22 protein-coding genes and 2 pseudogenes are annotated in these 21616 nt (G+C 33.5%); 4 read left to right on the top strand and 20 right to left on the bottom strand.

What is annotated here, in order from left to right; genetic code table 11:
- Both A9G11_RS12125 and A9G11_RS12120 read right to left on the bottom strand, forming a co-directional pair.
- Window positions 1–1427: DsbA family protein (locus tag A9G11_RS12125; RefSeq protein WP_176701272.1), on the bottom strand; the 1427-nt coding region annotated here is incomplete at its 3' end.
- Between the two features lie 13 nt (window positions 1428–1440).
- Window positions 1441–1710, bottom strand: coding sequence for a YihD family protein (locus A9G11_RS12120; RefSeq protein WP_065619862.1), 270 nt, complete (start codon window positions 1708–1710; stop codon window positions 1441–1443).
- A 338-nt stretch (window positions 1711–2048) separates the two neighbouring features.
- Here A9G11_RS12120 and mobA point away from each other — a divergent pair, with 338 nt between their 5' ends.
- The gene (gene mobA, locus A9G11_RS12115) at window positions 2049–2639 is read left to right on the top strand and encodes a molybdenum cofactor guanylyltransferase MobA (protein WP_065619861.1); all 591 of its coding nucleotides are present in this window, start codon (window positions 2049–2051) and stop codon (window positions 2637–2639) included.
- A 116-nt stretch (window positions 2640–2755) separates the two neighbouring features.
- Here mobA and A9G11_RS12110 read toward each other — a convergent pair whose 3' ends face one another.
- Entirely contained in the window at window positions 2756–3781 is a 1026-nt protein-coding gene (locus tag A9G11_RS12110; RefSeq protein WP_065619860.1) for a threonine aldolase family protein, read from the bottom strand.
- A 95-nt stretch (window positions 3782–3876) separates the two neighbouring features.
- Between A9G11_RS12110 and mobB the strand changes: the two genes are divergently transcribed.
- Window positions 3877–4371, top strand: a complete 495-nt coding sequence (mobB, locus tag A9G11_RS12105) for a molybdopterin-guanine dinucleotide biosynthesis protein B (RefSeq protein WP_065619859.1) — start codon at window positions 3877–3879, stop codon at window positions 4369–4371.
- A 45-nt stretch (window positions 4372–4416) separates the two neighbouring features.
- On the top strand, window positions 4417–5109 hold the full coding sequence (mtgA, locus tag A9G11_RS12100) for a monofunctional biosynthetic peptidoglycan transglycosylase (RefSeq protein ID WP_081298565.1): 693 nt from the start codon (window positions 4417–4419) through the stop codon (window positions 5107–5109).
- 13 nt (window positions 5110–5122) lie between these two features.
- On the opposite strand, the gene cobB is transcribed toward mtgA, so the two are convergent.
- Window positions 5123–5806 (bottom strand): Sir2 family NAD+-dependent deacetylase, encoded by a 684-nt coding sequence (gene cobB, locus A9G11_RS12095; protein WP_065619857.1) that lies wholly within the window; start codon window positions 5804–5806, stop codon window positions 5123–5125.
- A 117-nt stretch (window positions 5807–5923) separates the two neighbouring features.
- Window positions 5924–6757: a hypothetical protein gene (locus A9G11_RS12090; RefSeq protein WP_141674423.1), complete on the bottom strand. Its 834-nt coding sequence runs from the start codon at window positions 6755–6757 to the stop codon at window positions 5924–5926.
- A 484-nt stretch (window positions 6758–7241) separates the two neighbouring features.
- Between A9G11_RS12090 and A9G11_RS12085 the strand changes: the two genes are divergently transcribed.
- Window positions 7242–7931, top strand: coding sequence for an aspartate/glutamate racemase family protein (locus A9G11_RS12085; protein ID WP_065619856.1), 690 nt, complete (start codon window positions 7242–7244; stop codon window positions 7929–7931).
- Between the two features lie 6 nt (window positions 7932–7937).
- Here the strand turns inward: A9G11_RS12085 and A9G11_RS12080 are convergent, their stop codons facing one another.
- From A9G11_RS12080 to A9G11_RS12015, 15 genes and pseudogenes are all read right to left on the bottom strand, one after another.
- Window positions 7938–8150 (bottom strand): helix-turn-helix domain-containing protein, encoded by a 213-nt coding sequence (locus tag A9G11_RS12080; RefSeq protein ID WP_065619855.1) that lies wholly within the window; start codon window positions 8148–8150, stop codon window positions 7938–7940.
- Window positions 8151–8162: 12 nt separating this feature from the next.
- On the bottom strand, window positions 8163–8744 hold the full coding sequence (locus tag A9G11_RS12075) for a DUF2975 domain-containing protein (protein WP_065619854.1): 582 nt from the start codon (window positions 8742–8744) through the stop codon (window positions 8163–8165).
- Between the two features lie 336 nt (window positions 8745–9080).
- Complete coding sequence (rpoH, locus tag A9G11_RS12070; protein ID WP_065619865.1) at window positions 9081–9929, bottom strand: RNA polymerase sigma factor RpoH; 849 nt, start codon at window positions 9927–9929, stop codon at window positions 9081–9083.
- A gap of 196 nt (window positions 9930–10125) precedes the next feature.
- On the bottom strand, window positions 10126–11097 hold the full coding sequence (ftsX, locus tag A9G11_RS12065) for a permease-like cell division protein FtsX (RefSeq protein ID WP_065619853.1): 972 nt from the start codon (window positions 11095–11097) through the stop codon (window positions 10126–10128).
- Window positions 11098–11103: 6 nt separating this feature from the next.
- Window positions 11104–11757: a cell division ATP-binding protein FtsE gene (gene ftsE, locus A9G11_RS12060; protein WP_065619852.1), complete on the bottom strand. Its 654-nt coding sequence runs from the start codon at window positions 11755–11757 to the stop codon at window positions 11104–11106.
- A 9-nt stretch (window positions 11758–11766) separates the two neighbouring features.
- Window positions 11767–12690 (bottom strand): annotated as a pseudogene (gene ftsY / locus A9G11_RS12055) (signal recognition particle-docking protein FtsY); the annotation flags it as partial.
- A gap of 232 nt (window positions 12691–12922) precedes the next feature.
- On the bottom strand, window positions 12923–14008 hold the full coding sequence (locus A9G11_RS12050; protein WP_065619851.1) for a fatty acid desaturase family protein: 1086 nt from the start codon (window positions 14006–14008) through the stop codon (window positions 12923–12925).
- A gap of 235 nt (window positions 14009–14243) precedes the next feature.
- Window positions 14244–15350: a sterol desaturase family protein gene (locus tag A9G11_RS12045; RefSeq protein WP_065619850.1), complete on the bottom strand. Its 1107-nt coding sequence runs from the start codon at window positions 15348–15350 to the stop codon at window positions 14244–14246.
- Window positions 15343–15975, bottom strand: coding sequence for a phosphatase PAP2 family protein (locus A9G11_RS12040; protein WP_081298561.1), 633 nt, complete (start codon window positions 15973–15975; stop codon window positions 15343–15345). Before A9G11_RS12040 ends, A9G11_RS12045 begins: the two co-directional genes overlap by 8 nt.
- Window positions 15975–17261: a F390 synthetase-related protein gene (locus A9G11_RS12035; RefSeq protein ID WP_065619848.1), complete on the bottom strand. Its 1287-nt coding sequence runs from the start codon at window positions 17259–17261 to the stop codon at window positions 15975–15977. Before A9G11_RS12035 ends, A9G11_RS12040 begins: the two co-directional genes overlap by 1 nt.
- Entirely contained in the window at window positions 17258–18064 is an 807-nt protein-coding gene (locus A9G11_RS12030; RefSeq protein ID WP_065619863.1) for an MBL fold metallo-hydrolase, read from the bottom strand. The genes A9G11_RS12035 and A9G11_RS12030 overlap by 4 nt, the downstream gene beginning before the upstream one ends.
- Before the next feature lies 1 nt (window position 18065).
- The gene (locus A9G11_RS12025; protein ID WP_065619847.1) at window positions 18066–19073 is read right to left on the bottom strand and encodes an NAD-dependent epimerase/dehydratase family protein; all 1008 of its coding nucleotides are present in this window, start codon (window positions 19071–19073) and stop codon (window positions 18066–18068) included.
- Window positions 19070–20083, bottom strand: a complete 1014-nt coding sequence (locus tag A9G11_RS12020; protein ID WP_218056139.1) for a 3-oxoacyl-[acyl-carrier-protein] synthase III C-terminal domain-containing protein — start codon at window positions 20081–20083, stop codon at window positions 19070–19072. The genes A9G11_RS12025 and A9G11_RS12020 overlap by 4 nt, the downstream gene beginning before the upstream one ends.
- A 166-nt stretch (window positions 20084–20249) precedes the next feature.
- Window positions 20250–20457, bottom strand: a pseudogene (locus tag A9G11_RS14700) (integrase core domain-containing protein); the annotation flags it as partial.
- Window positions 20458–20704: 247 nt separating this feature from the next.
- Entirely contained in the window at window positions 20705–21613 is a 909-nt protein-coding gene (locus A9G11_RS12015; RefSeq protein ID WP_065619846.1) for a restriction endonuclease, read from the bottom strand.
- Window positions 21614–21616 lie beyond the last annotated feature (3 nt).

Here is a 21616-nt window from a genome sequence, read left to right as displayed (position 1 = left end):
TCTGGTACCGGCGCGGTTTCTGGCTGAGTCGTTGTGGCTGGTGCAACGGTTTCTGGTTTTGCCTCTGGTACCGGAGCTGTTTCTGGCTGAGCCGTTGTGGCTGGTACAACGGTTTCTGGTTTTGCCTCTGGTACCGGAGCTGTTTCTGGCTGAGTCGTTGTGGCTGGTGCAACAGTTTCCGGTTTTGCCTCTGGAGCCGGCGCGGTTTCTGGCTGAGCCGTTGTTGCTGGTGCAACAGTTTCAGGTTTTGCTTCTGGTACTGGCGCGGTTTCTGATTGAGTCGTTGTAGCTGGTGCAACAGTTTCCGGTTTTGCCTCTGGTACCGGCGCGGTTTCTGGCTGAGTCGTTGTTGCTGGTGCAACAGTTTCCGGTTTCGCCTCTAGAGCCGGCGTGGTTTCTGGCTGAGTCGTTGTTGCTGGTGCAACAGGTTCAGGTTTCACCTCTGGTATCGGCGTGGTTTCTGGCTGAGTCGTTGTGGCTGGTGCAACAGTTTCAGATTTCGCCTCTAGTACCGGCGCGGTTTCTGGCTGAGTCGTTGTGGCTGGCGCAACAGTTTCAGGTTTTGCTTCTGGTACTGGCGCGGTCTCTGATTGAGTCGTTGTGGCTGGTGCAACAGGTTCAGGTTTCACCTCTGGAACCGGTGCGGTTTCTGATTGAGTCGTTGTGGCTGGCGCAACAGTTTCAGATTTCGCCTCTAGTACCGGCGCGGTTTCTGATTGAGGATTTGATACTGGTTCAGTTTTAGGCTTAGATTTATTGTCTAAATTACTAAGATATACTGCTACTCGTGCATAATCATTGGCAAAATTCTCACCAGATGTCCTATCTAGCGCTGGTCCATTAATAAAATACTTACGATTTACAATAACAAGAGGCACAGAGTCGGGTTGCATCTCATTAATTGCATCAACTTGTTGAGCCATAAAGGCTTTTGCCAAAAAACTATCTACAGTTTTATCATACGTTTCTCCATTTACACCTAACGTTTCAAAAACGGCTTTAATATCCTCTAAAGATTTAATTTTGCGATCTTTTTGTACGGCTGTATAAAGTGCTTCTGATACCTCATCTTGCATATTTAAGACATTAGCAACAGCCCAAGCTTGTGATAAATCCAAACCTAAGGAACCATAATCAATTATATGATAACGCTTAAAGGTTACCCCTTCTGGCATAGCTTTACTTAGCACTTGAGAAAAATGATATTGTGTTTCGAATCTAAAACTGCTAGGACTATTAAATGAGAAGAACTCAATAACTTCTTTATTTGGTGATGGATAAGTTGGTAATGCGAAGTATTGTTTCCCAACTTCAATCGGCGCGGGTGCATTGCTTTCAGTTGCTACTTGTGCTGCATTATTTGGTTCATCAGCCAAACAATTTATAGAAAATAACAATGCACTTATAGCAAAAAATGTCTTCTTCATATATCCTTTCTCCCTATTCTTTAATAATCCCGCGTGCTTTTAAGAGGGCGGTTTTAAAATCTTCTTCGTAATCTTTTTTTAGTCCCGGAATAGCTTCATTTTTATCTGAATCACGCATTTTTAAATGATAAATTAAAATTTCATCACTTAAATCTTTTAATTCACCTTCGAAACCTGCTTCTTGACCTAATTTAATCAAAAATTGTAATAAGTTGAGATCAGACTCTTTTTCCCAAGCAGTTTGTAACAACTCCATTAACTCATCAATTCGATGACATTTCATAATTAATACCTTTTTTTAAATCTTCAACGCAATTGAAGATGATGATATAAAGTTTAATTTAGAGTTTACTCCAACCTAGAGCTTTTGGGGAGTAAAATATAATCCACTAAACCCCTTTCCCAACTTACAAAAACAAAGCAATAATAAATAATTAATTTTTTGAATATATACTTTTTTAAAAAATATAACCTATTACATTCACTATAAAATAAACAAACAACCCTACATAATCTAAACAATCGTGATTGTATTTTAAATGCTCTATCCTGCAAATTAAAATAATTTTGGTATATAGTAATGTTATTTTGTATTTTCGCAATGTAAAAGAGAAATAATTTATGGAAAAGCTATCTATTACAGCTATCGTTTTAGCTGGAGGCTTAAGCTCTCGCATGAATGGTAATGATAAAGGTTTATTATTATTAAACAATAAACCACTTTTTCAACATGTAATTGATAGTGTTAAACATCAGGTTGATTCAATTATGATTAATTGTAATCGAAATCTTGATCAATACCGCCTCGCTGGTTATCCCATATTTTCCGATGATTTCAAGGGTTATCTAGGCCCACTTTCAGGTATCTATAGTGGACTGCTACGCAGTACAACTCATTGGAACTTATTTGTGAGTTGTGACACCCCCTTTTTACCCAGTAATTTAATTACTCGTTTATCAATGTACACCACATCCAATACCGCTATTTACCCTTTTGATGGTAAACATGACCACCCGACAATTCTCCTTATCAATAAAAGGGTTATCCAACAACTTAAAGCTTACTTAGAACAAGGTGATCGAAAATTAATGCTATTTTTACAACAAATCGATGCAATTCCGGTTGATTGTAGTGATCTCTCATCCTGTTTTATTAATATTAATACCCCAGAAATTCTTAATAAAATTAATCAAATAAAAAATAAAAACTAATATCATTATATAGATTCAATAGTATTTGATTTTTACACGACATAATCTCAATAGCAGCTATATGGTGGTATTATTATCACTATTAGTAATGCTTTGTATCTGAACATAAAATATGATTAAAGCCACTTTTGAAATTGCTTAGCAAAACTATTTATCTCTTCCTCTTTAGTTGCCCAGGAAGTACAAAATCGTAAACAGGTATGCTGTGAATCAGTTTGCCCGAGACAATCCACTACATAATGATCTTGAATTTTTTTAGCCAGTTTATTAGGAAAATTAACAAAAAGTTGATTACTTTGTGGTTTGGCTAAAAAGGTTAATTTAGCCTTTTCAAAAATCATTTTTAGTTTATTGGCCATATGATTACTATGTTGACCTAGTGTTAAGTAAAGGTTATTTTGCATTAACGCATTCATTTGTACAGCAACAATCCAACTTTTAGCTAATATTGCACCTTTTTGCTTCATACTAAACCGGAAATCCTTATTTAGTTTAGTATTATTAAAAATCACGGTCTCACCAGCAAAAGCACCAACTTTAGTCCCACCGATATAAAATACATCGGTATACTTTGCTAAATCAGGAAAGGTTATATTATTTTCTTGTGCCGCTAATGCCATAGCTAAACGCGCACCATCTAAATAGAGATATAAATCATTTTTTTGACAAAATTGATATAACTTTTTAAGTTCTTGTTGAGTATATATAGTACCAAGCTCTGTAGTATTTGAAATATACACGAGCTTTGGTTGTACCATGTGTTCATCACTATGAAAGGTTAAAATTGGTTTAATCAGTTCTGGGGTTAATTTCCCATCGGTTGTTGTTGCTGTTAAAACTTTATGGCCGGTTGCTTCAATTGCGCCTGTTTCATGGACATTCACATGCCCACTATCGGCCGCAATAACGGCTTGATAAGGTTTTAAAATATGTGAAATTACTGTTAAATTGGTAATCGTTCCACCTGGCATGAAATGAATATCGGCGTTAGGTGACTTTAATTGTTTTCTTATATTTTCTTTGGCGTTATTACAATATTCATCGAAGCCATAACCAGTTAATTTTTGATTAGCTGTTTCACAAAATACTTTCAGTAATTCAGGGTGAGCGGTTTCATTGTAATCATTAGTAAAATTGTACATATTTATACCTTTATCTCTTATAATGAATATCATCATAATATAATCAATTATAAATAATGAGTATCTTATTTTGATGCTTTTAAGAGTTAACCATAATGATTAATAATAAACTACTTGCCTTCAGTGGTTACAGTAATAGTGGTAAAACAACACTACTTAAAACAATTATTCCACTACTATGTGAGCAAAACTTTAAAGTAGCGATGTTAAAACATGCCCATCATGATATTGAAATAGATATACCGGGTAAAGATAGCTATGAACTACGAAAAGCTGGCGCATTACAAACAATTATTGCATGTGATAAGCGTTATGCCATGATTTGTGAAACCCCGAATGAACCTGCCGACTTGAAATCATTGGTGAATAAATTTACCAATATAGATCTGGTGTTAGTGGAAGGATTTAAAGATGAAAAAATCCCTAAAATCATCTGTCATAGAAGCGAGACTAAAAAACCGCTTTTCATTGATGAATTTACAATTGCTGTGGCTTCTAATATAAAATTGGAAACGGCAGTTCCTCAATTAAATATCGATAAACCAAATCAAATTGTTGAGTTTATAAAAAATTATTTATTTAATAAATAATATATCGTATCTTGATTACTTACTTTTTACATTTACTTAACCAATATGAAACTACTATCAAAGAAGACTTTAAAAATAACTGCAAAAGTAATTATTGCACTTATGCTATTGTCGATTTTGTCAGTTTTAATTATGCGCTGGGTTAATCCATTTGGTTCGATGTTAATGTTAGAAAGAAAAATCAGCAATTGGAGTATTACCCAACAACGGATCTGGAAAGATTGGGATGAAATTTCGGATAATATAAAAGTTGCAGTTATTGCTTCAGAAGATCAAAACTTCCCAAACCATTGGGGATTCGATTTTGAAGCTATTAATAGAGCCATTAAGTATAATAAAAAAAATAAGAAACTACGTGGCGCTAGCACAATTTCTCAACAAGTCGCTAAGAATATTTTTTTATGGCCAGCGCGTAGTTGGGTACGTAAGGGATTTGAATCTTGGTTTACTATCTGGATCGAACTTATGTGGTCAAAAAAGCGTACCCTTGAAATCTATCTTAATAGTGTAGAATGGGGAGAGGGTATCTTTGGTATTGAAGCCGCATCGCAATACTACTTTAATGTCAGCGCCGATCAGCTAACAACTTATCAGGCAAGCTTACTGGCCGCCACTTTACCTAATCCAAGAAAATGGAATCCCGCCAAACCCAATTCTTATATAGGAACTAAAGCAGAATGGATCCGTACTCAAATGCAAAATTTGGGTAACAAAACTTATTTAGAGCAACTGAAATAACTGTTGCTAGTTATTAAATTAACGTGGTAATAAATTCTGGTACAATCTTACTTGCTGGCCCATATATTTTAGTTTGAAACAAACTTTGTCCTAGACTTGGTTCTAAATTAAGCTCAACCGTTTTCGCGCTAACTTGATTTGCTATTTTAACAAAGCCTGCTGCTGGATATACATTTCCCGATGTACCAATTGAAATAAAGAGATCCGCTTGTTCAAGCGCATCATAAATTTCGTCCATTTGTAACGGTACTTCACCAAACCAAACAATATGAGGGCGAAGTAATCTATTTTGATTATAGTCAATATCATTATAACAATCGATAATTTGCCCTGTTTGTTCATTACGAACCTTTAGCAATTCACCATGCATGTGAATAATATTCTTTGAACCCGCCTGTTCATGCAAGTTATCCACATTTTGTGTTACAATTAATACATTATCTGATCCTAACTTTTGTTCTAACTCAGCTAACGCATAATGAGCAGCATTTGGACGTACTTTAGGATCTTGCAATTTATTGCGCAACATATTATAAAATTTATGCACGCCAATAGGATCTCGACTATATCCTTCATAGGTCGCCACATCATTTACATCATATCCTTCCCATAAACCATTTTGAGCGCGAAAGGTAGATAATCCTGATTCAGCTGAAATGCCTGCACCAGTTAAAATTACTATTTTGGGTATTGCCATAATGGGTATTCACCTTTTCTTAAAACATCCATAAAAGAAGATAAAAATAGAAAAATAGTGTTTTAAAACCTATGTTACTTTTAATAATAAAACCATTTTTCTAAAACGATAAATCTATTATTGACTATATTCTGTTACAAACATTTGTAAAGCTGGTTTACTCAATTTTTGATATTTACTATATGCAGTCGCAACCTTTGATCTGATGCTAGACTTTGATTCATTTTTTAACCAAGCATCAATCATCGCATATATACTATAAGCTTCCGGAGCCATAAGTTGTGTCGTCAAAATAAGCGGGGTAATACCTAATCGAGATAATGCCGGTGAAAAATATTTCTGACTTTTACAAGCAAACACAGCTGCGTAACGAGATTTTTGTTGCTCTTGCTTCTCCTTTGATAAGGTTTCCCAACGCCAACTATCTGGTAAATATTTACTCCATGACCATTCCATTAAATAATCATGGCCAATATAAATAACCAGATCAGCCTTTCCTCCAGCATTTATTTTTACTTTACCAACCTCAAAAGTTTGTATATCTTTAGCTGCTGAATAAGTGAGAAAATCCTTAACTGTATCACCAATGTATTTACCATTATATGCTTGGGCAACTATATAGACATCTTGATTTTGATGTTTGTAAATTATTTCTTCTAATATTTTATCGTCATCTGGTTTATTGATCTGGACAACTTGCCACTCTTTTTGTTTTGCAAAATAAGTTTTAAAACCAAAACCAGCTCCCCAATAAAGATTGTTTTTAGGATCTTGACCATTACCAATTGCTTTTGGAACAGGAGCTATTGCTTGATATTTATTATCACATAATGCAACCAGTACATGAATCACTTTTGTTTCAGCCAAACATGAAAAAGAAAATAGCAAGAAGATAATTGGCATAAAAAAGAAAAATTTACTTGTTTTATTTATCAGAACTTTGTTTTTCATCCACATAATATTTCACAACCAATTAATTTTTATATATTATTTTTAATTAATCTAACCACATATTTTATTTCGCTAATAATATCGCGACAGATCACACTTTTTTACAAATTAAATCATGTTTTCTCACAAATGTTTACTTTTTTCATAAAAAAGGGATCTAGACTTTAAGCGCGAAGTGTAAATTGTAATTAAAATAAAGGATGATAACTAAAAAGTGGCTTATCCATAAAACAATATATTTTCCTATATATTATATAGTATTAAGGATAATACGGCTTATTGAACTAATGTTGATAAAGATAGTTAACGATGTTGAAAAAAATTAAGGCTTATATGTATGTAGTTATTTTAGCAATGTATTAATTTGCTTAAATTAAATATGGTTTTTACTCAATTGACTGAAAATAACTTTACATGTTTTAAAATAAAATTAACAATAAAAAAGTTTTTCACCACAAATATAAATTTTTAAGGGATTAATGATATGAAAACAATCGGTTTAATTGGTGGTATGAGTTGGGAAAGTACAGTTACTTATTATCAAGTTATTAACCAAATTGTTGCTAAATCACTGGGTGGTTTGCATTCAGCAAAAAGTATTTTATATAGTGTCGATTTTCAAGAGATAGAAAGTTGTCAAGCTAATAACCAATGGGATAAAAGTGCCACAATTTTAATTGATGCTGCCAAAAGATTAGCGTTGGCTGGTGCAGATTTTATCGTAATCTGTACAAATACTATGCATAAAGTTGCAGATCAAATTCAAAAAGCCATTACGATTCCAATTATTCATATTGCGGATGTCACCGCTAAGCATTTACTGAATCAAAATATTAAATCTGTTGCATTATTGGGTACTAAATATACTATGGAGCAAGATTTTTATAAATCAAAACTGATCGACAAAGGCTTAAATGTAATCATCCCCGATGAACAAGATAGAATTGTAATTAATAACATTATTTATGATGAACTTTGTAGGGGTGTAATTAAATCGTCATCTAAACAAGCCTATCTTACTATTATTGAAAAACTAGTTAAACAAGGTGCGGAAGGCGTTATTTTAGGCTGTACTGAAATCGGATTATTAATTACACAACAAGATTGTAGTATTCCTTTTTTTGATACAGCTTTTTTACATGCTCAAGAAGCAGCAATGTTATCAATCAGTTAATAGAGTTTATTCTTTTTTATTAATATACTCTAATATATCTCCAGGTTGGCAATCTAAATGTTCACAGATTGCCTCCAATGTAGCTAGCCTGAATCCTTTAACTTTTCCTTGTTTAAGTAATGACAGATTTTGTTCAGTAATACCTATTGCTAAGGCTAAATCTTTTGACTTAACCTTACGCTTAGCCAGCATCACATCTAAGTTTATAATAATCGGCATACTCAACTCCTTTTATATAAATTGTTTATTTTCTTCTGCAATTTGGCATGCTTTTTTCAAAATTTGACCAATAAGCATAATACTGATAGCCGGAAACAATGTCATAACATCATCGCCAGTAAATGAAAAAGAAATATAACGTTCTGCAGGATCTCTATTAAAAGTTAAAATAAAAGTTAATAATGGTTCAGACAAAATACCAAATATTGACCATATAACTAACATTTTCCCAAAAATATAACAATGATTAGACGACTTTTCTGAAAAATATTCAGATTGACTGTAGTTTAAAAAGAGTAATCTAAGTTGATAAAAAGCATAAGCTAAAATGAGTATCGATAAGGTATCGATCAATGTGGCCAACGTCGCTTGCCATAGGGATAATGTTTTAGGATCTACATCATCAAGCGCCCCGGAAATAAAGAAAGAGTATCCTCCAGAATCAAGTCCAATATTGGTAATATCGAAAAAATAAAACAGTAATGGGGATAAAGAGCCAATTAACATAGCTAAAATAGGAATAGCCGTTAACAATGCCATAAATTTACAATATAGATTTAATCGAGAGTAACTTTTAGTCATATCTGTGTTCATATTCATTTCCTTTCTTTTTATAAAAACTGAACACAGTTTATTCCTATTAAAAAATAAAAACAATAATTAATTAAAATAAAACGATAATAAATTATTTTATTATATTAACTTTAGTTGCTATATATTTTTTATATCATCAATTTAATATAATTAAAATCCTAATCTTAGTTAAGATAATTTAAGCTTATGCTTTCATGCTAAAAAATACATTATCTCTTATATTTTCAATGAATTAACTTGTCATATGATAAATTATAATATGAGCAGATTTGATAATAAAAAAAGCCTTACTTTTACGTAAGGCTTTGGGGTTTAGGAGTTAACAAGAAAAATAATTTATGCTTCAATTGCAACACGCAATTTTTTCATCGCATTTTTTTCTAACTGACGAATACGTTCAGCAGAAACACTGTATTTATCAGCTAAAACCTGTAGTGTTGATTTACTATCATCAGAATCTAACCAACGTGCTTTGATAATATCTTGGCTACGTTCATCTAATTGTGATAGTGCATCATGTAACTTATCTGTTGCATCTGTTTCCCAATTATCATTTTCAATTGATTTAGAAAAATCAGAATTATTATCTTCTAAATATAAAGCAGGTGCGACAACAGCATTATCATCATCATCGCTATCTACATCAAATGACATATCTTGTGCAGACATACGTGATTCCATTTCAAGGACATCTTTACGACTTACACCTAATTCGTCTGCCACCATATCTACTTCAGCATTATTAAACCAACCTAAGCGTTGTTTATTTTTTCTTAGATTAAAAAATAACTTCCTTTGAGCTTTAGTCGTTGCAACTTTAACAATACGCCAGTTTTTTAATACATATTCATGTATTTCAGCTTTTATCCAGTGAACAGCAAATGAAACTAGACGTACACCTAATTCTGGATTAAAACGACGCACTGCTTTCATTAAGCCGATATTACCTTCTTGGATCAAGTCAGCTTGTGGTAAACCATAGCCTGAATATCCTCGTGCAATGTGTGCTACAAATCGTAAGTGAGACAATATTAATTGTCGTGCTGCATCAACATCATCATTATAATAAAGTTTTTCGCCTAAAGATTGTTCTTCCTCTGCAGTTAACATCGGATAAGTATTAATCATGCGAAGATATGACTCAATATTTCCTTGTGGGATTAAAGCAACTGCTTGCATTTTCATTTCAGTACTCATTTAATTCCCCTTAAATTAAACTCATTTTGTTGCAATTTAAGTAACTGCAACAATTTAAAACTTACTGAGCATTTTAGTTATAGAGTTAGACCATTAAAAAGTGATTTAGTTCACACTTTTTAATTTTATTTGTAAATATAATATTATATTAAAAAAAATAATCTATTTATATATCATTAAATAGTTAAGCAATTCGCGCTATTTCTAAATATTTCTTTGTAGCAACTAATGCCGAAAGCCAGCCGATGATCATTGACAATAGAACAATCAGTATACTTTCGTCCCATAACAGTCCTTTAAGTGTAAACATTGTTCCAAAAATAGCTGAAACATTCAATATGATTGAATCTATTTGTAGGATAAATACTTCCGATAAAACTAAAGCTAAAATGGCACTGACAAAACCTATAAAAATACCATTATATAAAAAAGGACGTAATATAAAACCTTCAGTTGCACCTATCAATTGCATAACAACAATAGTCTGTCTACGTGCAAAGATATTCAATCTAATGCTATTACCAATAACAAGTGAAACAGCAATTATCATAAAGATAGAAATAACCCATACAATAGATTTTACCATATCAGTCAATGCGGTTAAGCGTGTAAACCAACTATCATCCAAATGAACATCATCAACTCCGTCAATTTTAGTTAGTTTTGTTTGTAACCCGTGTAGTATATCGGTTCGTTTCGCATTCTCTTTAGGAATAATAATTGCCACTGCTGGTAATGGATTTTCTTCTAACAAATCCAATGCACTTCCAAAACCTGACCACGATTTAAATTCTTCTTTAGTTTCGTCTCGAGAAAGATAATCCACCCTATCAATTTCGGAATAAGATTTAAATTTATTGATCAGTTCATTAGTCTGCTCGGGAGTTAATGTTTTATTGATATAAACAGTTAAATTAGGTGTAGGATCCCATTGCTGGGTAGCTTGATTAGCATTTTTCCACAACAAATAACCAATGGTTGGCAAAGTAATTGATATTGCGATAACAAAGATTGTTAATAATGACGCTAAAATATGCTGGCTAAAATTATTAAATACATTGTACCAAGCATAACCTATTTGCCTTTTCCAACGACCTAAAAAGCTGTTTCCATTTATAGTTTTTGATTTAGTCTGTTTGACATTAGAGTAGTTCATTAATTTTTATTCCTCTAAACGCCCTTGATTTAAATGCAGTATACGATGATGCTTGCGACGTATAAGAGCCATATTATGAGTTGCCATCAATACTGTTACACCAGCTTGATTAAATTCTTCAAATAGCTTTAGAATATCTTTAGAAAGTTTATCATCTAAATTACCTGTCGGTTCGTCTGCAAGCAATACACTTGGATGATTAACTATCGCACGCGCTATCCCTACACGTTGTTGTTCGCCACCTGATAACTGAATCGGGTAAAATTTCATTTTATCGATTAATCCCACTTTATCAAGTGAAGCTGAAACGCGCCGACGAATTTCCTCGGCGGGTTTACCTAAAATAATTAATGGAATTGCAACGTTATCATAAACAGTATGATCCATAAGCAGTTGATGATCTTGAAAAATCATACCAATTGAACGACGTAGAAAAGGCATATCTTGTTTGCGTAACCGCGAAACATCGATATTATCTAGCAAAATTTTACCATCATTGGCTTTTTCTAAACCACAAATTAAACGTAATAGCGTACTTTTACCTGCGCCTGAATGCCCTGTTAAAAAAGCCATTTCACCAGATTGCAAAGTAAAACTTATATTTTGTAAAGCAGGTTTACCACCGGAGTAGACTTTACTTACTCGCTGAAATTGGATCATGCTTTCTCTCTATTCTTCTATTTCATCAAACAGTGCATTGATAAAATCATCGGCAACAAAAGGTCTTAAGTCTTCAATTTTTTCACCTACACCGATATAACGAATAGGGATTTGAAACTGATCAGCAATACTAAAAATAATGCCCCCTTTTGCTGTGCCATCTAATTTTGTTAATGCTAATCCTGTTACACCAACTGCCTCATTAAATAATTTAGTTTGACTTATGGCATTTTGACCAGTACTGGCATCAATCGTTAACATAATTTCATGAGGCGCGGTTTCATCTTGTTTTTTAATTACGCGGACAATTTTTTTCAATTCATCCATTAAATGAGATTTATTTTGTAAACGACCCGCTGTATCTGCAATTAAAATATCTATCTTTTTTGCCTTAGCAGCTTGAATGGCATCAAAAATGACAGAAGCTGAATCAGCATTGGTATGCTGTGCGATGACAGGAATATGGTTACGTTCACCCCAAACTTGTAATTGCTCAACGGCTGCTGCCCGGAAAGTATCACCCGCAGCAAGCATCACTGATTTTCCTTGTTGTTGAAATTGACGAGCTAATTTACCAATTGTGGTGGTTTTACCGACACCATTAACGCCAACCATTAAGATAACAAAAGGATGATGAGTTTGAATATCTAAAGGTTTATCGACATTTGCTAAAATAGTTTTCATCTCTTGTTTCAAAAGTTCATGTAATGCATCAGCATCTTTTAACTCTTTTCTTGACGCTTGCTGAGTCAATGTCTCAATAATTTTTTGGGTTGTATCAAAGCCAACATCGGCAATTAGTAATTGCTCTTCTAATTCTTCAAACAGCGCATCATCAATCTTTTTTCCTTTAAATAAACTTAGGAAACCAGATCCAATATTTTGTTTGGTTTTGAAAAGCCCCTTTTTCAAACGAGAGAAAAATCCCTCTTTCTTTTGTTCAGACATAAATAAATTATCCTATGATCGAATCTAAAGATCATTTTATCTTATTTTATAATAAAGCCCAATGGATAGAATAAAAGAGAATACTATTATTAATCGAGTTGTTTGAATAATTGTATAAAAATATTGAGTCACGATTATTTTTAAATTAATTCGTTTATCTAACATTAGCCATTACCAATTTTACAATAAAATTAATAACACTAACCAAGTCGATTTTTTATGGTTTTTTACCCATACTTTTCAAAAAAATCTGTTGTTGTTTAAATAGTTCATATAGATTTATTTCTTGATAATCTAGGTGATATTGCTTAGCAATTTGTTGAATGATAAATGTTAAATTTTGATAGTGTCGATGACTAAATCCGGGATAAATATGATGAGTTAAATGTAGATTAAGTCCGCCAAGCCAATATTCTAAAATGGGTGATTTCAATCGCCAATTAAGTGTCGTATTAAATACATGTTGTGTTGGACCATGTGGCATACAATGATTTGCCGGCGCTTGGTAAAAAGTGGCTTTTGCCCAGTGAGAGCCAAGAATTAAAATGACAAAAATCAGTGATGCAAAGAATTGACTTAAACAATAAGTAAATAAAATAAACCACAAACTAAATTGAGGACAAATAACATAAGGAATAATAATTGCTATACTGACATGTAAAAATTTAATAATCAAAAATGCCATCCAACCACGAAATCCATTGTGACTAAATTTATTTTTATTAAATTTAAGTCCAAGCCTATCTTGCCAGTCAAAACACCAAATAATAGTAGGGAAGGTCATACCAGCGACAAATGGCCAATAATAGTGTTGGTAACGCATAAACCAATGATGAACTTGAAAAGGTGTTTGTCTAAGTACTCCATTATAATCAATATCAAGATCGTAGTATTCAATATTGGTATAAGGGTGATGTTGTATCACATGACGGATTCGCCAACATTCAGGATCTATACCTAAAGGGATGGTAATAATTCGATTAAGCCATATATTTGCTTTAGCGGTTTTGAAAAAGACTTGATGAGATGCATCATGTACAACATTAATCGCCAAAAGTAATGCCGATGTAATAAATAAAAAGTAGCATAAAAAGAATAAATAACCGGATTGTTGATGAAGTGCAACAACATAAAAAACGACATTAAATGTTAATAATAAAACAAGTTTTAAAAACATCCCCATATCGGCATAACGATGATCATTAGCTTTAAGTAAATAGTTTTTAGCAGCAGAATTTAACGCTTCACGTAGCGATTGATCTTGTTCATTGCAAAAAAGTAGTGTAACTGATTTATTATGCATTAATTTAGTTCCGCATACTGATATTATTCACTTGGTTCTCTATTATTTTTCAAATAATTTGTTGTTCGACATAACACAAAATAACTAATCTTTCGATTGGTACGTTAATATTTTTTAGCTAACGGTTAAAAATCCTTAGTCATGCTGGATAATAACTTTCCTTTTTTCACTCCAAAAATCTTGTTCTATTCATATTTAATGAAAAGCGCCTTCTTTAATCTTAAAATATCGAAGCTTACTTTGCATTGTATTTCCCCATAAGCCACAAAACAAAAGTAATTGTACCATGTACAGCAATTAACCACATAAACAGTAACCAATAAAACGCTGACCATTTCAGAAAGACAATAAAAAACAATGGAATAAACCAACAAAGCATAAACCATGTAATGATCCCCCAGCGTTTCCCTTCTGCAATCCCCCCCAATGCAATACTTCCTAAGACTAAACAACTGAATAAAAGATATTGTGTGATGCTAACATTATGATAACCGTAGCCATAATCAAAGATATAACTTAATACCAAAGCAAACAAAAATAACCCACCGGTGACTAATAATAAATTGGATATATGATAAGTAGCAGCTCGTTGTTTATAAGAGATATTTAATAATTTCATAAAAGGCAACATGCTTGCCCAAAATGGATTTTGTGACATGCGACCATAGCTACCATATTCAATTGTTTTATTGGTTGGACTCGATTCAAAAGTACCAAAAATCTTATCCCAAAAGATAAAAGATCCTGAGAAGTTATGGTTGGAGTAATATTTATCTTTAAGATGATGAACTTTATGGTGATTAGGCGTCACTATAATATTTTCTAAAATACCTAATTTAGGTGTAATAGCATTATGATTAAAAAACTGTATTGAATAATGAAAGATTGAAACTGCAATAAAAATAGGTGTAGGCACACCAATGACAGCAAGTACTGCAAAAAAAGGAATAGATGTTAATGATGAGTACCAAGAATTTCGGATAGCTAACGATAAATTAAAATGTTCACCTTGATGATGTACTATATGAATCGCCCACAGAAAAGGGATCTTGTGATGAAGACGATGTTCCCAATAAAATCCAAAATCCCAAGCAAACAAGGTAAATATCCAAGTCAAAATAATCGGAACATGAACAAATAAATTAAAGCTAAAATGTGTATAAACAAAATGGTAACATACTAACTCAAGCCCACGGAATAACCATAGCATCAGATGTCCGGAGTTTAAATTAAAGATAACATCTGACCAGTTAATTGTTACTTTCTTAATATATTGTAAAACGAAAGCTTCTACAGCAACCAATATTATCATAATGACAAAAGGTAAAATTAATTCAATCATAATAACAATTCCTGATGTTCTGTTTTTTTATCACAAGGCGACAAAAACAATAGCGAACAAACCATCCGACAAAAAGTGCCAAAATAACACCACCAATAAAATCAATGAAAAGATGTCTACGCAGTTGAATAACCGAAAAAACAATAGCAATTCCCCATAAAATCAATAATAGACTTCTTATAGGGTGAGTTGCTTCTAAGCATCCCCAAATTACAATAAATGTTAAAGTAACATGCAATGAAGGAAAACAATTCACCGGGACATCAACACTGATGAGCTTTTCAAGTAACCAAGAACTTATAAAAGTTGCTGTTGTATCAACAGGGCAAATCACGGTTGTTGGAAAAATAAGATAAAATAGACCGGCAAGACATCCACTGACAATAAAACACACACACATCCAGGCTACACGCTTATAAGGAGCAATAAAAAAACACCACGGAATAATCAAAAAAAACGAAAGATAAAACCAAATCGCATGAGGTGTAAAAGCTATCCATTCATCAATAATTGATGGTGAAAGCAAGGTAGGTTCACCTTGTAGATGAGCTGTGCCACTATAAATTATACCGACAATCAACCAACCCACTATTAAATAAACGAATCGCATAAAGATATATTTCATTATGTACCTCTAATACGAATTATTCGTCGCCTTTTTTGTGTAAACTGGTAAGGGATATTGTTAACTGGAGTTAGTTTCCAGTGCAATAGATTAATATTAACCCCTTGATGAGTAAAATGAGTAATTAATGCTTTTTGACATTGTATTAATTTTTGCTCAGAACAACACCCAATTAACTCAATAAAATGGTTAGTATGTTGAATAAGTCGATAGTCACTGGTTAATGGTAATGTATTTGCAATAATACGACTGCAATAATCAGCAAAAATAGTTAACGGTTTACCATGATGATCGGACAAAACTAACTGATCATCATGACGACCTTCAATATGCGATATTGCCATACCTTGCCGACCACATTGGCATGTGGTTTTACTACGAACTAAAATATCATCTAATTGATAGCGTACTATGGGTTGGGTTTCACGAGTAAAATCAGTAATAATTGGCATAAAACGGTCTTCATCTAACCACAAGGGTTCAATATAAATAAACTCTTCATTTAAATGTAGTGTCCCATATTGACACGTCGCCGCTAAAAATCCCTCTGTTGCTTGGTATACTTCAGCAAATTTATTAAATGCTTGTTCAATAAGTTGCCTATCTTGTTTTTCAAGAACTTCAGCTACCGAGATAACGAGTACCGGCGTAACGGTTAATGAACCATTAAGTTTTTCCTGAGCCAAAGCGCGAAGAACTTGTGCCGGCGCAACAATAATAGTCGGTTGGTATTGATTAAGCGATAAAATTTGTTGCTGAAAATTATCAAATAGTCCAAAAAATCGAAATGTTAATCTATTGCTATTAGTACTATGATAAAGATGATTATCAGCTCTTAAAAATAAAGCTATACGCTCTTTGGTTAATATTCCTCGTGGTAACATTTTTGCAAGAATAACGCCAGCCCAAAGTTGTTGCTCTTTAGGGCTTACCACAAAAAGGGCTCGTTGTCCTGAGGTACCAGAGGATAACCCGACGCTAAATTTACTTTTTTTAGCGGAAAAATCTCGCTGAATTTCACTTTGTTGAGCTAAAGCAAATAATTCCTGACAACTAAGATGAGCAGTATTCATTTGATCGAAATTTTGCATCATGATTTGTTTATTCATTAATGGCCAAAATTTGAAAGGTTGATCAATAAATTGTTTGAAATAAGGGCTTTTGCTTAAAACACGATGCTTAAATTTTTCTAATTGTTTTTCTTGATAATTTTCAAGCGCAATCCGATTTTTAAATCTTAACTGTTTTGTTCGCCAATAATACCAGAGTATTTTCAATAACCTCATTCTTCACCCTCATGACTTAAATAAATCGTAACATCAGGATGATAAGAAAGTTGATGTATCTGTTTAAGAGTTTGATAATATGATTTTGAATCAGACATAATCAAGTGTGCCAACCGAGAAGGCTTTTTCAACTCTTTATAATTCGCTTTAACCCATGCAGCATCACTTGCAAGTAATGTCCAGCCACAATCAGTTAAAATAAATGCTCCAATATGACCTACAGCATGACCCGGTAATGGAACAAGAATAATTTGTTTTTTACTATGCGGTAAAATATAACCAAAAGTAAATGGAGCCAATTCAGGCGCTAATTCACATTTTTCAAACTGCTCTAAAAAACTAACTCGTTTTTCAAAATCAATTGGAAGAAGATCCGGTACAAACCCTTGCCTAAGCGCATTAAATCCACGTAAATATTTGACTGTTTGCCAACCTTCTTGGGAACAAATAAATTTGCTATGGATAAAATCTTTTAAACCAGCAATATGATCGCCATGAAAATGCGATATTATGATGTTTTGAATACTGGCAAGATCAATACCCAATGAATCAAATTGCTCTTTTAAAGACTCGCCTTTATTGAGATAAACAGGTGTGGTTTTTTGATAGAGTTTAAAGATCCCTGTTTGTGTGTATTGGTTAAAATAATCGGCATAACCAGTATCCCATAGCCAGCGATATCCATCAATTTCAATAAGCCAAGCTCGTGCAGGAAACTGACACACCTTAAGACCTGCACCACGCATAGCCATACAAGCAATATGTGTGCAATAACCAGCTTTAAAAGTTGTAATTTTTGCCATATTAAACCATGCCATTTTGTTGTAGCCAATTGGCTGTAATATCAATGCTTTCGTTTAAATTGTATTTTGGTTTATAGCCTAAATGTTTAATAGCATGTTCTTGACTCAATGTCATATCAAAATATAGCGTACCAATACTATAGCGCGTTAATGTGGGTTCTTTGTTTGTTAATTTCGCTAAACCTTCGAGCATGGTAGCCACACCATATAAAAATTGATAAGGCAAAGTACGGATTTTATAATTGATATGTAACCGATCACTTAGCAATGCTTTCAATAAATCTTTAAGATGACAAGGTTGTTGATTAGTTATATTGAATATATCACCTGATTTTATGTTTTGATTTATGGAAGCGAGATATAAAGCATAAACTACATTAAGAACAAAAGTGAGGTCGATATAACTTTGTCCCCCACCGGGTAAATAAAGACTCCCTTTCGTTCGTTTTAATAAAGCTAGTATTCGAGGGATGATCACCCGATCATGTGGACCAAAAATACCTCGAGGTCTTAATATTAAATAAATTGTATCAGGATAACTTTTTACACATTCTTGAATACATTTTTCTGCTTCATATTTTGTTATTACATAATTATTAGCAAAATGTTTAGCACGATAATGCTCAGTAATATTTTGATGAGATCTAAAATCGAAATAGATTGAAGGTGTTGATACATGAACAAAACGTTTAATACCGAGCTTTCCACAACAAACCGCCAATCGAGAAGTTACAAGAACATTTATTTGATAAAACCATGAGTATTTACCCCAAGGTGAAGATAGTGCTGCACAATGCCAAACAGTATCACAATCACTGAGTAAGAAATTGTAATCAACATCCGTTGCGGTAACTAAATCAAGTTCAGTAAATTTCGCTCCAAGTTTAACTAAATGTTTGCCAACCTCTTTATTACGCCCTGTGGCATGGACACAATGACCTTCTTTTAACAACCATTCGACCGCATTACGACCTAAACCGCTTGTTGCTCCGGTAACTAAAAATCTCATGGTAATAAAATCATCCCTCCCAAAGTAAGTCCTGCTGCTGTGCCAATTAACATCGCCGGATCATCAGGTTTAAATCGTTGAGTTATTATGGCTTCATGTAAGGCGCTAGGAATAGATGCCGCCACTTGATTACCTCTAAATCGATAAATATCAATCAATCTATCGTTTGATATTTTTAGCCGTTTACGCATATGTTCTAGAGATAAATGACTCGCTTGATGAGGGATCACCGTTACAATATCTTCCAATGTTAAATTAGCTTGCATTAACAAACGATGTAAATACGACTCTATTAACAAAGAGGCTAATTTGAAAAGTTGTTTTCCCTGCATATGGAAAAGAAAATCACTTTCATTCATCGCTGTTTTTACATTACACCTAGTTCCACCAGCGCGAATTTCACAAAGCTCGATGCCTTCAGGATATGTTTCAAATAAACAAGAAAGAATACCACTAGTACCATTACCTTTTTCAACAATTGCACAAGCCGCCCCGTCGCCAAAAATCAAAGACGATTCCTCATCTTGCCAATCTAAACCGCGTGAAGCCAGATCAGCAGACACAATTGCAATTCGTTTATAAGTACCACTATTTAATAAACCGGCTGCGACTTGCAATGCACAGATAAAACTAACACAACTACAATTAATATCGAAAGTGGTTAAAGTTTTGGGCAGCATACTGGCTTTTAAAATATGTGCAGCATTATACGGTAAGGCTTGAACAGGTATTGCGCAAGAAGAAATTAATAAATCGATTGATTGAGGATTGATACTACTACGAACTAAAGCATCATTAATTGCTTGTGCTGCTAAATCCGCTTGATTAAGATCTTCATTTGCATAATAACGGTAGAGAATACCAGAACGTTTAAAAGAGTAACCAGCGGGTTTATTAAGTTTTTTATCTAACGCTAAAGCCTCGATTTTTTCAGATGGTAATGCAACACCGGTTGAAATAACCTTAATAGGTATTAGTGTATTATTTGGCAATACATTATTTTTTAACAAAATAGATGCCCTTGATCCATTCAAAATAGTTATTTACTGTTCAAGTATAATACAGCCATTAACTTTGTACTAGCTCAAACCTAATCTGACAGTTACCTATTTTTATTAGGTGTCTCTCAGGTTAAATTTGGTTCAGGTTTTTCTCTTCCCAGATTTTTCCATCAAATCATGTTCCTATTGATGTTCTTCCACTGCGCCTTTTCTCTGATGCGTTCGTTCATTATTGTAATAATGCAACTTATTGTTCAGCTCTCTTTGGCGTGCTTCTAAATCTCAATAGCGCTTTTACGGAGTGTTACCATATAAAATTCATAAAAAATTGTCTTATGAAAACGTTCACAGATCCCATTGGTTTGTGGCGAAATAACTTTTGAAATGTATTTCTATAACCTAAATAACCGGTGTAAATATCCCCCTAAATTATCAGCTTCAACAATTCCTCTTGTCAATTTATCACGAGCAGATTGCATATTATTTCCCTTTTCTATATTTAATAATCTTGGTATTAGATAAATACTGGAAAAATCGATCGAGGGTACTGTAACTCATCCCACATTATTAGTCATTTTATATAGTATCAACTCATGATGACATTGAACTTATTATAGGAAATAAGTTTAATTAGGCATCCTCAAAGTAATCACTATCAATTTGCTTAACTTCATAAGCCTGCCTTGTTGAAACCCCAACATTGTGATCTATCATTAACTCAGCTAATTGACTACCGTTAATTAAAATAATTTTAGAATCTAAGTGTTTTACATACTCAATTGCTTCACAGCTAAAATTAGAAGTAGTAATAAACACGCCTTTTCTAGCTCTTTCGCCCTGTAGGGCCCCTACAAATTTCTGTATTTCAGGTCGGCCAACAGTGCCTTCCCACTTTTTAGCTTGTAAATAAATCATGTCCAGCCCAAGCTTGTCTTCGCGAATGATCCCATCAATGCCACCATCTTTGGCTATGCGTGTTGCCTCCCCGGCATCACGGCGAGAACCGCCATAACCTAAAGCTAGCATAACGTCCACAACTAACCGTTCAAAAAAAGCAGGTGAACAATTTTTAACCGCGCTAAGCACTTCGGTGGCAAGTGCATCTCGAATTCTTTGATAGGATAAATCCATTAGTTCTGTCGGAGTACTTTCAGATTCAACTTTAATTTGATTGGCTTGGCTTGAACTAGAATGCGATGATTGTTTAAATGATAAAAATTCAGGTATATGCATTAAGTCTTCGTTCGTGATTCGTGTAGGCTTATTTTTTAAAAACTTTAATCCTAATTCACTTATTTGCCAAATTCCTCGTTTAGAGTTATCAACCAAGCCTGCTTTTTTCAAATAGGTTTTAGCCCAACCAACTCGATTTTCAATAATTGGTTGATTACTATTAGGGAGTAATTGATTTGCCTCATCAGGTGTTAAGTTAAATAGCTGAATCAAATGGTCATATGTTTGCCTGGCAGTATGAACTTTGCCATCGGATAGCCATTCTAAAAGCGGTAGCATAAGCGTTTGATAATCAGGAATAGCCATTTA

The organism is Gilliamella sp. wkB108, assembly GCF_001690195.1.
GTDB lineage: Bacteria > Pseudomonadota > Gammaproteobacteria > Enterobacterales > Orbaceae > Gilliamella > Gilliamella apicola_L.
The sequence above is the reverse complement of the archived record's forward strand: the minus strand, read 5'-3'. Positions and strand labels throughout refer to the sequence as shown.

What these genes read in the sequence shown, in the direction of transcription:
- A9G11_RS12075 (WP_065619854.1), bottom strand. Translation starts at nt 8,744, where the DNA reads ATGAACACAGATATGACTAAAAGTTACTCTCGATTAAATCTATATTGT.
- mtgA (WP_081298565.1), top strand. Translation starts at nt 4,417, where the DNA reads ATGAAACTACTATCAAAGAAGACTTTAAAAATAACTGCAAAAGTAATT.
- A9G11_RS12040 (WP_081298561.1), bottom strand. Translation starts at nt 15,975, where the DNA reads ATGAAATATATCTTTATGCGATTCGTTTATTTAATAGTGGGTTGGTTG.
- A9G11_RS12090 (WP_141674423.1), bottom strand. Translation starts at nt 6,757, where the DNA reads ATGAAAAACAAAGTTCTGATAAATAAAACAAGTAAATTTTTCTTTTTT.
- A9G11_RS12030 (WP_065619863.1), bottom strand. Translation starts at nt 18,064, where the DNA reads ATGGCAAAAATTACAACTTTTAAAGCTGGTTATTGCACACATATTGCT.
- ftsX (WP_065619853.1), bottom strand. Translation starts at nt 11,097, where the DNA reads ATGAACTACTCTAATGTCAAACAGACTAAATCAAAAACTATAAATGGA.
- cobB (WP_065619857.1), bottom strand. Translation starts at nt 5,806, where the DNA reads ATGGCAATACCCAAAATAGTAATTTTAACTGGTGCAGGCATTTCAGCT.
- A9G11_RS12015 (WP_065619846.1), bottom strand. Translation starts at nt 21,613, where the DNA reads ATGGCTATTCCTGATTATCAAACGCTTATGCTACCGCTTTTAGAATGG.
- mobA (WP_065619861.1), top strand. Translation starts at nt 2,049, where the DNA reads ATGGAAAAGCTATCTATTACAGCTATCGTTTTAGCTGGAGGCTTAAGC.
- A9G11_RS12120 (WP_065619862.1), bottom strand. Translation starts at nt 1,710, where the DNA reads ATGAAATGTCATCGAATTGATGAGTTAATGGAGTTGTTACAAACTGCT.
- A9G11_RS12035 (WP_065619848.1), bottom strand. Translation starts at nt 17,261, where the DNA reads ATGAGGTTATTGAAAATACTCTGGTATTATTGGCGAACAAAACAGTTA.
- A9G11_RS12080 (WP_065619855.1), bottom strand. Translation starts at nt 8,150, where the DNA reads ATGCCGATTATTATAAACTTAGATGTGATGCTGGCTAAGCGTAAGGTT.
- A9G11_RS12050 (WP_065619851.1), bottom strand. Translation starts at nt 14,008, where the DNA reads ATGCATAATAAATCAGTTACACTACTTTTTTGCAATGAACAAGATCAA.
- A9G11_RS12085 (WP_065619856.1), top strand. Translation starts at nt 7,242, where the DNA reads ATGAAAACAATCGGTTTAATTGGTGGTATGAGTTGGGAAAGTACAGTT.
- ftsE (WP_065619852.1), bottom strand. Translation starts at nt 11,757, where the DNA reads ATGATCCAATTTCAGCGAGTAAGTAAAGTCTACTCCGGTGGTAAACCT.
- rpoH (WP_065619865.1), bottom strand. Translation starts at nt 9,929, where the DNA reads ATGAAAATGCAAGCAGTTGCTTTAATCCCACAAGGAAATATTGAGTCA.
- A9G11_RS12045 (WP_065619850.1), bottom strand. Translation starts at nt 15,350, where the DNA reads ATGATTGAATTAATTTTACCTTTTGTCATTATGATAATATTGGTTGCT.
- A9G11_RS12110 (WP_065619860.1), bottom strand. Translation starts at nt 3,781, where the DNA reads ATGTACAATTTTACTAATGATTACAATGAAACCGCTCACCCTGAATTA.
- mobB (WP_065619859.1), top strand. Translation starts at nt 3,877, where the DNA reads ATGATTAATAATAAACTACTTGCCTTCAGTGGTTACAGTAATAGTGGT.
- A9G11_RS12025 (WP_065619847.1), bottom strand. Translation starts at nt 19,073, where the DNA reads ATGAGATTTTTAGTTACCGGAGCAACAAGCGGTTTAGGTCGTAATGCG.